Genomic DNA, 12,693 nt, shown 5'->3' with positions numbered 1-12,693 from the left:
TGTTTTCTTTTACCTTGTCCATTTTAATTCAATATATCCCGTTTCGTAAAGACGGCGAATGAAACAATCAATGCCGCAGCCCCCCAAATGCCCAGTACAGCTAGTGAAAAGGGTAAGGTCATTCCCTCAATCGGGGCGGGGCTTCCAGATAAATAATCGGTTAATTCGAGGTTAACCATAAATAAATATTTAGCACTCTGCCAAGATGAAGCCATGTTTGTCAAAATAGTGCCCGAAATGAGCGCAGCCATCATGACCACGATACTTGCCGCCGTACTTCGTACCAGGACAGATACCATAAAGGCTAACGAAGCTACCACAAGACTGACGAACCAGATCAATCCGGCTTGCAGCATCAGATAATACCATTGTGGAATCGCATGTACAGCAGACAAATCCACTGTCGATCCAACAATTTGAAATCCGGTAAATACCGGAACATTAAAACCACGAAAACCAAAAAACAAGCCTGATATGAGATAACTAATCACAAATACAGCCAAAATGATGAGCGAAACGAACATATACAGTGTCAGCAGCTTGCTCAGCAGTATTTTCCACCGCCTGACTGGGCGGGTCAGCAACATTTTTATCGTGCCTGTCGTCCGTTCTCCTGAAACCAGATCGGAGGCAATAGCCATAATCAACAGCGGAACGAACAGATTAATGGAATTATCCATAAACTCTCTGGTAAAGGTGACACCACTCGGCTCATTAGGATTCACGTCATTTTCCAGATAATATTGCATCTGCTGCACAAAAACCCGTCGGTAGGTCTTCCATTCCTCGGGAACCCGGTCGCTGCCCAGCGAGTTTTGGTTATCGGTAATCGCCTGACGCAGCTCAAGCCGCCAATCATTGCCGAATTTTTCGCGATTGTTTTCTGCCACTTTCATCTGAGCGTACGTAAAAATCGGCACAAGCACAAGCAAAACAAGTAAAATGACATAAAATCGTTTCTTCTTGATAATTTTAAGTGTTTCATTTTGTACGAGCGGTAAAATGTTATTCAAGTATCTCACCTTCCGTCATTTTCAGGAATAGCTGCTCCAGTGTAGGGTTGATTTTGGTTACACCTTTAACGGAAATACCGGAAGCCGTCATTTGTCCGACCAGCTCCGCAATATGCTCTTCACCCATTTCTGTAAAAATAGCGTCGGCTCCGCTGCCTGCAACAATGCTGTCATCAATTAATTCATCGGCATTCGTAATGATTTGCACATGCGGAGATTTTTGCAATAGGGAGAGACCCTGATCACGAGGCTCCAGTTGCCATACGGCCATGTGCGAGTGCGTCTCAACCAGTTCCCGCACACCCCCTACAGCTAGCACCTTTCCCCGACTTATAATTGCCACACGATCACATAGCAGCTGGATTTCGCTGAGCAAATGGCTGGAAACAAATACAGCCATGCCTTCTGCCGCTAACAAACGGATAAAAGCTCTCATTTCCTTGATCCCTTTGGGGTCTAACCCGTTCGTTGGTTCATCCAAAATGAGCAATTTCGGTCTGCCGAGCAAGGCTTGAGCTATACCAAGACGCTGGCGCATTCCGAGAGAATACGTACTTACTTTATCATGGATACGGCGATCGAGCCGAACCAGCTCAACTACTTCGCGGATACGCTGTTCGTCTACACCAGGTTGCATCCGGGCAAAATGTTCTAAATTCTCCCACCCTGTCAGGTAGCTGTACACCTCTGGATTTTCCACAATAGAACCAATATGCCGTAAAGCCTGCTCAGGGTCACGATTTACATTATGACCACAGACGGTAATTGTCCCTTCCGTAGGCTTAATTAAATCGACCAACATACGAATAGTCGTCGTTTTTCCTGCTCCATTGGGACCGAGAAAGCCGAAAATTTCACCCGCACGAACGTCGAATGTTACATCATGAATGATCATTTTGCGTCTGATACGTTTCTTAACGTGCTGAACAGAGAGAACTGTTTCGTTATTACTTCTGTCTCTGCCTGCGCTTCCAACCTGATTGATGGAATGGAAACTGGACACTGCATCTATAGATGTCGAATCATTGGTTACTCCAGCCCCGGTCTTGTCAGCAGATTGGATGCTCATTACTTGTTCCCTCCCTTCTTCACTTCAGCGGGTTGGCTGCCTGTGGGCTGTTGCACATCCCCCGTTTTGTCACCTTCCGTAGCCGCTGCTACCGCAAACCCTTGAGCGATACGCTCAGCAATTGCCTCATATCCCTGTCCGTTGGGATGAAAATGATCAGATGATAAATAGACGGGCAAATTTTGCTGGAATAAATCGAAAGTTGGAACCAGAGTCATATTGCTGTTTTGGTTGGTAATTGCCATAGCAGCCAGATTCCATTCTGTTACCACAAGATTACCGGGAATTTTCATTTCCTGCAGGTCACTGAATGGATTATATAATCCGACATAGATAATTTTAGCATTCGGATTGATTTTCCCTACTTTTGTCAGCACTTTTTGCAGACGTTTGGCGGCATCAGGCAGAGCTTTGCGCAATCCGCTGAGTGTAGGTGGCTCTTTGCCGGTTTGGGCAGCCTGCGCCCCCTGAAATAAATCATTTCCGCCAATCGAAACAATAATGACGTTAGCCTTCTTCAACACATAAGACACACCAGGCTCATTCAGCTTGGTTAATAGTCCTTGAGTCGTAAGTCCATTAATCCCCAGATTATTTATGAGCTGAGCCTTATGGCCTTCCTGATCATTTAACAAGGTCACCGACCGACGCACAAAACCACTTCCGGAGTCATCCCCCGTTCCTTTGGCTAGCGAATCTCCAATGGCAACTACCCGAAACTCTCCCGTCTGCGTATTAGCCGATGGCGCGGTTTGTGTCTGCGCTGAACCGGAATTTACAGGTTGAGTGCTAACCAATGGCTCTGGAGTCGTGATACTTCGTACTGCTGCAACAAATCCGTACAATAATAGCAGTGTGGCGGCAATGGAAACGGAACCGACAGACCGCCAAATCCATTTTGATGAATTCACTCGTGTTCCCTCCTGATAGCTTGGTGAAATAAACATAAAGCTTCTCATATCATTTTGCAAATAAACCGTTCTGGGTCAAACGACAATAAACGATTATAATCACATATAATTTTCCATGAATACGCTAAAAAAGGATGGCAAATTGCCACCCTTTTATTATACTTTCTTGTGCGAACAGCTTATCCTCTCATCCCCAGTCAGACAAAAAAACTATTTGCTATCAGGGATGAAACTTTTGATCCATTGTCCGAAACTGCCCGGATTTCGGCTTTGGATCAGTACCGTTCCTTCACCGCGAAAGCGGCATACAAGCGCTTCTCCACTCGTTACGCTGGACAACCAGCCTTTAGATGCTTTTTCAATTTTATAATCCATATAATCCGGCCATGCCACCAGATGAGCATTATCAATAATACGCTCCTCCCCTGGCGCGATATAAATGGGATGAATGGCTCCATAAGAGGATAGGAATACCGTACCTCGACCACTGATTTCTACGATAAAAAACCCTTCACCGGAGAATAAACCTTTCATCAGGTTTTGAATTTTGGTACTAACCTCAATGCCTTCCGTACAAGCCAGAAAACCGTCCTTTTGGACCAACAGCCTATACGTGCCATCCAGTTCCACTGCTTGTACATCGCCTATACTTGCAGGGGCTAGCAACACTTCTGCCGGTCCCCGAGCTGCCCTCAGCTCTTGAAAAAAGACTTTTCCCCGCTCAGCATCCTGCCTAAACCACGTAACAGTCCACCGTCTACCGTCCCCTTTATATCTACACTGGAAGACATGGAAACCATCGCTCCCATTTCCGCTTTAATGGTTTCTCCAGGGTTCAACTGCATCTTAAGCATAGCAAAGGCACCTTCATGCACGATTTCGTAGCTCATTTGTTCACCTGGCTTTCCATAAGTAGTCTGCCTATCCAATCAGCTTGCTGCTATCATACTATAATTACGTCCCTTATGTCTTTTCTGGTATAAAACAATGGTCTATGCCAGAGGAGGAATAAGCGACATAAAAAGACCCGCTGAACGTGGCAGCGGGCCTTCAAATTAACGTTACGTCACTACCATTTCATAACAGCGACATGACGTTTGGAACGTATTTTTTATGATCTAGTTGCGTGTGAACTCTTGTACCCAATATCCATTGTAGTAAGCCACACCGATTTGTGTAAATTCTGTCTTCAAGATATTTTCACGATGTCCCTGACTGTTCATCCAGGCTTTCATCACTTCTTGTGGTGTTTTTTGTCCCATTGCAATATTCTCACCCGCATACGTATAAGTTACACCGAATTTTTTCATCATATCAAATGGTGAACCGTAGGTCGGAGATGTATGGGAAAAGTAATTGTTCGTGCTCATGTCCTTCGCCTTGACTAAGGCTACTTCTGTAAGCTTCGCATTAGATGTGAGAGGCTTCAGACCTTTTTGGCTGCGCTCGTTATTTACAAGCTTTACAACCTCAGCTGCAAACTGGGACTTGCTGAGTTGTGCTCCAGATCCTGCAGACTGACCCGCACCTGAGTTTGTATTTTGTGTTTGGGTCTGTTGCTTGGTAGCAGACTGTGAAGCCTTTTGGCTACCCTGATTGGTCGTATTCTTGCCAGAAGAAGGATTTGCTGTTTTTGTTTTTGTTTTAGCCTTGTCCTTTTCAGAATAATCCTTAATTACAGTCTTCGTTATTGTAGTCGTCCCGTTGGACATATTGACTGTATATCCGTTATTTTGAAACCATTGTTGTAGTTGGGCAGACAAATCGTCAGCTGGTGAAGCTGATGCCGGAACGATGAATCCTGCGGATAAAATGGCGCTTAGACTTCCCATCACCAGTGTTTTTTTCAACATATTCTTCATTTCGTCATCTCCTTGTTGTATAAGTGCCTTGGTGTGAACGTGCTAGGTTACAACTTTGTAATCTTTACTCTAGCAGTATATCATGTTTTACCGCATCATCAATGGTATAAAAGTTGGAAAAAAAATAGCCCCGCTCGGCAATGGCCGACAGGACTAAGTTCACAATAGTGAGGTTTTAAGTATTAGATTGTCTTGATACAGACTAATTATCTAAGCTTTTTGCTGAAACGGTAGCCTTGCTTCTCAAAGCCGATTCGGTTATAGAAAGCTCGGGCCTCTACTTGTTTGATGCGGTTATTTGCTCCGGTAATGAATAAATGATAGCATCCTTGCGCACGCCCCCATTCTTCACCACAAGCCACCAAGCGCTTGCCAATGCCCTCGCCGCGACACTCCCCGTTCACGACCAGCATGGTGATTTGTACGGCAGGATCAGGATAAGCCAAGCTTTGAGCCGTATGCATGCCGATTACTCCGACAACACGACCATCCATTTCTGCAACCATCATATTCGCTTGACTGTCCTCCTGCGCTGTTCCCATAACTTCTTTCATTACACCACAAGTCATCGGGTATCCGACTTCTCTTAGTAGTCCAGTTACGGCTTCGCAATCGCCAAGCTCTACGGAACGAATTGTCAGTACTGGAATCATCACATTGTTAGACATGATTTACCTCCACTTTCAGCATATTGGCAGCTTCTTTGGCTGTCTTCCGTGCTGTTTCCACATCTTCTGCAGCGCTAAGCGCTACAGCCATCCGGCGTCCCGGCTTGGTTTCAGGCTTCCCGAACACTCGCACCTGTGTCCGGGGTAGCATTAATGCATCATGCAGACCGCTTATTACGAAATTCCGCGTAGCCACTTCTGCCTTCAACGTAGCTGAAGCTCCTGGTGTAAGCAGCGTGACGGATGGTATCGGGAATCCGAGAATGGCCCGCACGTGAAGCGCAAATTCCGACAAATCCTGCGTAATCATGGTCACCATACCTGTATCATGCGGACGAGGGGATACTTCACTGAATATAACGCCATCAGCCGTTAAAAATAGCTCTACGCCAAACAATCCGTAACCACCCAGTTCATCCGTAATCGTACGGGCAATGTCCTCCGCCTCCGAAAGCTGCTTGTCCGTCATGCCATGAGGCTGCCAGGATTCGACATAATCCCCATCTTTCTGAATGTGGCCAATCGGTGGGCAAAAAGTCGTACCTGATCTTGATCTGACGGTCAATAAGGTGATTTCGCTCTCAAATGGAACAAAAGCTTCAACAATGACACGTGTCGTTTTGGCACGTGCGCCTTCCAGCGCCGTATTCCAACAGGATTCTGCATCTTCAAGTACCCGGCATACAGACTGCCCTTTACCTGACGAACTCATCAAAGGCTTGACCACGCAGGGCGTGCCCAGCTCTTGAACCGCCGACCGCAACTGCTCAAAATTATCTGCAAAACGGTAGGCAGCGGTCGGAAGCTGTAATTTCTCGGCAGCCAGCCTGCGGATACCCTCCCGGTCCATCGTAAGACGGGCGGCACGGGCCGTTGGTACTACGTAAAATCCCTCTTGCTCTAATTCTTCCAAAGCACCCGTAGCAATAGCTTCGATTTCAGGTACAATTATGTCGGGCTTTTCCTTGCGAATTAGTGCCTTCAACGCCTCAGCATCCTGCATATCCAGACAGTGAGAGCGATGGGCCACTTGCATTGCTGGAGCCAGTTCATAGCGATCTACAGCAATACATTCCACGCCAAGCCGCTGAGCTTCAATAATTACTTCTTTTCCCAATTCGCCGCTACCCAGCAGTAGCATCTTCTTAGCCTTGGCAGAAAAAGGAGCACCCCACATCTTGAACTCTTCCCCCTCTGACGATATTGCTCTGATCTCTTTTCATCTTTATTTTCAGGGTTTAGCTCCAAGAATGCAATAGTGCTCGGCATTTTAATTTACAAAAAACGCGATTTTTTGATCTTTTTTTTACAAAAATCTGAACTGTGCTTCCACGAGCCCCCGATATATTCCATGTTTTTTCATCAATTGTTCATGATTACCACTTTCTTGGATCTCTCCGTGATCCAGCACAACGATATGATCAGCATTCCGGATAGTGGACAAACGGTGAGCGACCATAAAAGAAGTTCTGCCTTCCAGTAGAACTTGAAGAGCCTCCTGAATTTTCAACTCTGTTTCCGTATCAATGCTGGCTGTGGCCTCATCCAAAATAAGAATTCGCGGATTAGCCAGCAAGGCACGGGCAAAGGATAAGAGCTGGCGCTGGCCCATGGACAGCATACCTCCCCGCTCCTCTACCTCTGTTTCATAGCCAGCTGGCAAGTGAACGATGAATTCATGAGCATTAACCGCCTTCGCAGCCGCTTCAATTTCCTCATCTGTTGCATCCAAACGACCAAATCGAATATTATCGCGTATCGTCCCGGAAAAAATAAATGTATCTTGAAGCACGATGCTAATCTGGCTGCGCAAGCTCTCCACTGTAACATCACGCACATCATGACCGTCAATCGTAAGCCGCCCTGACGTAATGTCATAAAAACGGCTGAGCAGATTGATAATTGTACTTTTACCTGATCCGGTATGACCCACAAGCGCTATTGATTGACCCGCCTCGACAGAAAGATTAATACCTTTAAGCGCCTGACGTCCCTTTTCATATTCAAAAACGACTTTTTCAAATTGGATTTCGCCCCGAATGGGCGGCAAGGCTTTTGCTCCTGGTTTGTCTGCAATATTCGGCTGTTCATCCATAAACTCGAAAATTCTTTCTGACGAAGCCATCGCAACTAGTAACTGATTATACATTTGACCCAGTCGATTAATCGGCTCCCAAAAGTTCCCTACATAGTTGGCAAACGCAACCAGCAGCCCTACCGTAAGCTGATCTGTCTGAATTAAATGCGCTCCAAACCAGAATAGCACAAGCGTACCTAATCCTCCGGTAATATCAATAAGTGGGCCAAAGACCTGATTCATGGCGGAAGCCTTATCCCACGACTTTTTGCTGGAGCTATTCATGTCGTCGAAATAAGCCATGTTTTCCTGCTCCTGCGTATACGCTTGTGTGACACGAATCCCCTGAATGGACTCATTCAAATGAGAGTTGATACGCGAGTTCTTCATACGAACTTCTTGCCAAGCGCGACGGATGCGTACTCGCAGCTTGGTCGAGATCAAAAACATGATCGGAACGGTCACAATCACCGCCAAACCTAGCTTCCAGTTAATAAGCAGCAAAATGACAATAATTCCGATAAGCTGTACGCAGTCAATCAGGACATTCACTGCACCGTTCGTAAATAAATCCTGAAGCGAGTTAATGTCATTCGTCACACGTACTAATACTGAACCCGCCGGTCTTTTGTCAAAAAAATTGAAGGAAAGCTTCTGAATATGCTTGAACAAATCTTCACGCAAATCGTAAATAACCCGTTGACCAATAATATTGGTGAATTTAATACGGTACGTGCTGGCTGCCCATTGAATTAAATATAACAGGAGCACGGCACCCGTGATGAGCAACAGCAACTTTACACTGGGCAGTGCGGGCCATGCGGGCGCAATTGCCTTGTCAATGGCCAGACTGATCAAATAAGGAACCGTCAGCTTGGTGATGGTACCTAGAATCATCATGACCAGAAGAATCGGCAGAATTTGACGGGCATAAGGCTTCATGTATGCCAGCAAACGTTTGAATTCTGACCAGTTAAATGGTTTATCAATGACCTCATCATCTTGGTAGACAAAGCGCTCATTGGTTGGCTTTTTAAACGGTTTGGCTTTTTCTGCGGGTATATTCATGGTCTCACCTGCCCTTCGGATACACCGTCTGGAGCCTGAGCTATGTAATCGGCGTATTGAATATGATACACATCCTGATATGGACCTGGAGTAGCAATGAGCTGTTCATGTGTTCCACGCTGGACGATTCGCCCTTCCTCAAGCACCACAATTTCATTGGCATGACGAAGCGAAGAGATTCGATGAGCAATAATAAACGTTGTGCGTCCACGCATAACCTCTTGAAAACCGGTCTGAATCTCATGCTCCGTCTCCATGTCGACCGCACTGGTGGCATCATCGAGTACCAGAATTTTCGGGTTTTTGAGTAAGGCACGCGCGATCGCAATCCGTTGTTTCTGTCCTCCGGACAGTCCTAGTCCACGTTCACCGACGACGGTGTCGTAGCCCAGCGGTAGTTCAGTTATGAATTCATGCGCTTGAGCCAGCTTGGAAACGCGTATGATGTCATCCATACTGACATGACTTAAACCATAAGCAATATTGTTACGTATGGAGGACGAGAACAGAAACGTCTCCTGGAACACGGAAGAAATTTGAGCACGCAAATCGCGAATCTTCAAATGGCGTATATCCTTTCCGTCCAACTTGATGCTTCCTGCACTGACATTATAAGCTCGCATGAGCAGTTGAATAATGGTAGACTTCCCTGACCCAGTTCCTCCTAAAATCCCAATGACTGATCCCGGTGGTGCGTCCAAATTGATGTCAACAACAGCGGGTAGTTTATTTCCGTAAGCAAAGGTAACATGTTCAAACGTAACATGTCCCTCCACCTGATCGGCATTGAGTGTAAGTGCGTCAGCTTCATCGGTTACATCTATGGACTGATTCAGCAGTTCCAAGACCCTTTCACCGGAAGCTTTGGACTGCGTATAGTTATTGATATGAAAGCCAATGCTCCAGATGGGACCGATAATATACCAAATTAAGCTAAAGAAGGCGACGAGCTGCCCCAAGGTCATTGACTTCTGAATGACCAGATACCCACCCATGCCCAACAAAAGAACCACACTGACAGAAGCAATCAGTTCCATAGCGGGGAAAAACCGACTCCATAAGGAAGCAGCCTGAATTTGATTACTTTTGTACTGCTCATTCCGTATTGAAAATTTTTCAACCTCATATGATTCGCGGGCAAAAGATTTGACGGTTCGCACACCTGTTATATTTTCTTGCACCGCTGTCGTCAAGGCGCTGAGGGCAATCCGCATTTCCTGAAAGGTGGGATGAATCCGGGATTCAAACTTAAAGGTGACGAAGAGCAGCAATGGCATGCTGATCATCGTAAAGAGGGTGAGCTGCCAGTTAATATACAGCATCATCATAGAGCCGAATACGACCATCAGTAGCACATTGAGGAGTTGGGCAAAACCAAACCCGATAAAGTTGCGAATCGCCTCCAGATCCCCAGTCAGGCGGGACATGAGATCCCCCGTTTTGGCAGTGTCATAATATCTGAAGGACAGAAATTGCAGCTTTTCGTAACAAGCATTGCGGAGTCGGTACGCCAGATAGTTACCTAGCCGTCCACCAAAAAAACCATGTAAAAATTGCATGAACCCTTTGATGATTACTACTCCCAGCACAGTCAGAGCCAGCGCCGGGACTTTCCCAAAGTCACCGGGGATGATAGCGTTATCAATGAGCCTTTGGAGCAGGTTCGGATACACTAGTCCCAGGGCCGTCGCTATCGCAAGGCATAAAATAGAAAGAAACAGATAGTGTCTCCTCTCGCGAAAAAAAACTTGCAGTTGCCTGAGCACTTCCATGTCAATGTCCCTCCATTAGTTGCACGACGTTGTTATATGGCTTAGTGAAGTTTACCATTCGCATTCCATGGCGGCAAAGAGGATAACGAGCCGTTTTCAGGCAGGTTAGCAATTGGTGGGTGATTAGACAAATTAAATCGCTTTCTTATTATTGAATGTGACTATTTACTCAGTATTGCTTACTTTTTGGAGCATGCGTAAAACACCGGGTTGTCCCACAACCCGGTGTCCTGAACTTAAATCAATGGTGTACATATTTATCTTTACTCCAAAGCCGCGATCTGGCCAGCAAGCTCTTCCCAAACCTGTGGCTGCTCACCGCCCATAAGTGCATGCTCCATGCCACGAGTCGTCTCCAGCATTTGCTCTCGAAGCTGTGCTTTCTGCCACGTTTGTTCCTCCTGCATCAGCGTAACGTAAAAAGAAGACATTCGTTCTCGTTGCTGCTCCACAGCTTCCGCGATTCGATCGCGTAATATCGGTTCCAGTTTGGTTTGTAGATTCGCACGACCAGTTCCTTCAAAAAATAGCTTTGGATTTTTAAAGCTATTCCAATAATCCTTCCAATGAACGGATTCCTGCAGGGAAATTTCAATGAGTTCGGGAACAGCCCATTCTCTGGATTCAGGAACCGTGCAGTCCAGTCCTTTCAACTGTTGGTTCATGTCTTCTACACACTGTTGTATAGTCTTGCGTACCAAAACTTGTCCCGTTTTTTCCAGCCTGAGTGTGGTTACCAGTAATTCCTGAGACAGCTCCAGTTCGATCAAGCGCATCAGCTCACGACCACAAGATGCAAAAGCCGAACGAAGATCACCTACTCCTTCACGCAGAACTGATGGATGAAACGCCTCTGCCATAAATTCTCCAGTCCGGTAGGCCAGCCTTTGACGCACATGATACAGCAGTTCATCAGTTTCGTCCGATAACACAGATGCACTGTTGCTGTCAGTCAGGCCTAGGAGCGTATGCTCCAGTTCCCCACGGATGCGAGTTAATCGCTCTAATCGGATCTCACGTTCTTCCACGCTATACCGGGCATCAGCTGCATGCTGCTCTATCCGGTTCCGCAGCCGTCCCAGTTCCTGCATAGCTGAAGCAATGGACAAACCCGCTAGCTCTTCGGCTGCGAATGTCGAGAAATCATCTTCAAATGCATCAAAACGTGAAGCTGAACGCAGCGAAGCCTCTCCCTGTTCGGCTGCTTCCAACGCCAGCATACTGGAAAGCGGATAAATACGTGGCTTTCGGATTCCGTTTGCCTGTAGTTGTTCCTGTACATGCCGGGTTACAGAATGTAGTTCTTCTTCAGAAGAAGCCAGATCTGATGCATTGACAATAAAAAAAGTCTGATCCAGCGCCAATGTCTCTTTGACTCGGCCCAATTGGTTCAAGAACTGCCGATCTCCTTGCGTAAACGCATGGTTATAATATGTGACAAATACAAGAGCGTCCGCATGCTTCATATAATTGAAGGTCACGCCTGTGTGCCGTGCATTTACAGAATCCGCTCCTGGCGTATCCACTAGCACGATGCCCTGACGGGTCAGAGCGCAATCATAATAAAGGTCGATATGCTCCACGAAGCATGATTTGTGCTCGGACGCGACAAAATCCCGATACTGCTCTAAATTCACCTGAAGCTGTTGCCCCAGCAAGCTTTCAGCTTCTTCCCATCCGGCTGCGGCAGCCTTCAAAAAGCTGTAATGGGGCCTGCCTGCAGGATGAATGCCTTCCGGAGATAAACCATGTACGGCTTCTTGCCAGCCCACTGCCGCTGGATCGCCCAATCCTAATAACCGAAACGAGTATTTAAGATCTTCCCGTAATGCGTCCACTGATTTCATATGGACGTCAGCCGTGGCATGGCGCTCAGGACTTGCAGGTGCCATAATGCGGTTAATCGCCGCTGTCGTCGGATGCGGCGATACGGGCAACACCGCTTCGCCCAGCAAAGCGTTGGCGAAGCTGGATTTCCCGGCGCTGAACGCTCCGAACAGCGCCAGCGTAAACCGCCCGCCCTCCAGCGCAGCGGCGCGGGCATGTAAATCCCGTACCGCCGCCTGCATCGCAGGGTACGGGCTTACCATTGCAGCGGCGGCCTTCAATCGGGCCGCTGCTGCATCCAGCCGCGTGCGACGGCCTCCGGCGGCAGGCTGTGCTGTCGCCGTGCCTGCTAGCGGCTGCACCGATGCATTGCGCGAGCCAGCGATGGCGGGACGTGCAATGCCCGTTGGTGCTGCTAAAGCTGGC

9 protein-coding genes and 1 pseudogene are annotated in these 12,693 nt (G+C 47.1%); all 10 read right to left on the bottom strand.

The features are described 5' to 3' along the window. Positions 1-23: 23 nt before the first annotated feature. Complete coding sequence (locus AC6EJC_RS07650; protein WP_444953442.1) at positions 24-1,013, bottom strand: ABC transporter permease; 990 nt, start codon at positions 1,011-1,013, stop codon at positions 24-26. Then, entirely contained in the window at positions 1,006-2,082 is a 1,077-nt protein-coding gene (locus AC6EJC_RS07645; protein ID WP_444953441.1) for an ABC transporter ATP-binding protein, read from the bottom strand. The genes AC6EJC_RS07650 and AC6EJC_RS07645 overlap by 8 nt, the downstream gene beginning before the upstream one ends. Further along, the gene (locus tag AC6EJC_RS07640) at positions 2,082-3,029 is read right to left on the bottom strand and encodes a GDSL-type esterase/lipase family protein (protein ID WP_444953440.1); all 948 of its coding nucleotides are present in this window, start codon (positions 3,027-3,029) and stop codon (positions 2,082-2,084) included. The genes AC6EJC_RS07645 and AC6EJC_RS07640 overlap by 1 nt, the downstream gene beginning before the upstream one ends. Before the next feature lie 174 nt (positions 3,030-3,203). Next, a pseudogene (locus tag AC6EJC_RS07635) lies at positions 3,204-3,883 on the bottom strand (TIGR00266 family protein). A 228-nt stretch (positions 3,884-4,111) separates the two neighbouring features. Then, a complete protein-coding gene (locus AC6EJC_RS07630) occupies positions 4,112-4,855 on the bottom strand; it encodes a CAP domain-containing protein (RefSeq protein ID WP_444953439.1) in 744 nt (247 codons plus the stop codon). A gap of 206 nt (positions 4,856-5,061) precedes the next feature. Beyond that, on the bottom strand, positions 5,062-5,523 hold the full coding sequence (locus AC6EJC_RS07625) for a GNAT family N-acetyltransferase (protein WP_444953438.1): 462 nt from the start codon (positions 5,521-5,523) through the stop codon (positions 5,062-5,064). Then, positions 5,516-6,700, bottom strand: a complete 1,185-nt coding sequence (gene purT / locus AC6EJC_RS07620; RefSeq protein ID WP_444953437.1) for a formate-dependent phosphoribosylglycinamide formyltransferase — start codon at positions 6,698-6,700, stop codon at positions 5,516-5,518. Before purT ends, AC6EJC_RS07625 begins: the two co-directional genes overlap by 8 nt. A gap of 129 nt (positions 6,701-6,829) precedes the next feature. After that, entirely contained in the window at positions 6,830-8,668 is a 1,839-nt protein-coding gene (locus AC6EJC_RS07615; protein ID WP_444953436.1) for an ABC transporter ATP-binding protein, read from the bottom strand. Further along, the gene (locus AC6EJC_RS07610; RefSeq protein ID WP_444953435.1) at positions 8,665-10,440 is read right to left on the bottom strand and encodes an ABC transporter ATP-binding protein; all 1,776 of its coding nucleotides are present in this window, start codon (positions 10,438-10,440) and stop codon (positions 8,665-8,667) included. The genes AC6EJC_RS07615 and AC6EJC_RS07610 overlap by 4 nt, the downstream gene beginning before the upstream one ends. A gap of 263 nt (positions 10,441-10,703) precedes the next feature. After that, the coding region (locus tag AC6EJC_RS07605; RefSeq protein ID WP_444953434.1) for a dynamin family protein at positions 10,704-12,693 on the bottom strand (1,990 nt) is incomplete at its 5' end.

This window comes from Paenibacillus sp. TY11 (assembly GCF_059772165.1).
The sequence above is the reverse complement of the archived record's forward strand: the minus strand, read 5'-3'. Positions and strand labels throughout refer to the sequence as shown.

Bases quoted from the DNA above. Each gene is read 5' to 3' on its own strand.
- AC6EJC_RS07645 (WP_444953441.1), bottom strand. From the start codon at position 2,082: ATGAGCATCCAATCTGCTGACAAGACCGGGGCTGGAGTAACCAATGAT.
- AC6EJC_RS07640 (WP_444953440.1), bottom strand. From the start codon at position 3,029: ATGTTTATTTCACCAAGCTATCAGGAGGGAACACGAGTGAATTCATCA.
- AC6EJC_RS07630 (WP_444953439.1), bottom strand. From the start codon at position 4,855: ATGAAGAATATGTTGAAAAAAACACTGGTGATGGGAAGTCTAAGCGCC.
- AC6EJC_RS07625 (WP_444953438.1), bottom strand. From the start codon at position 5,523: ATGTCTAACAATGTGATGATTCCAGTACTGACAATTCGTTCCGTAGAG.
- purT (WP_444953437.1), bottom strand. From the start codon at position 6,700: ATGTGGGGTGCTCCTTTTTCTGCCAAGGCTAAGAAGATGCTACTGCTG.
- AC6EJC_RS07615 (WP_444953436.1), bottom strand. From the start codon at position 8,668: ATGAATATACCCGCAGAAAAAGCCAAACCGTTTAAAAAGCCAACCAAT.
- AC6EJC_RS07610 (WP_444953435.1), bottom strand. From the start codon at position 10,440: ATGGAAGTGCTCAGGCAACTGCAAGTTTTTTTTCGCGAGAGGAGACAC.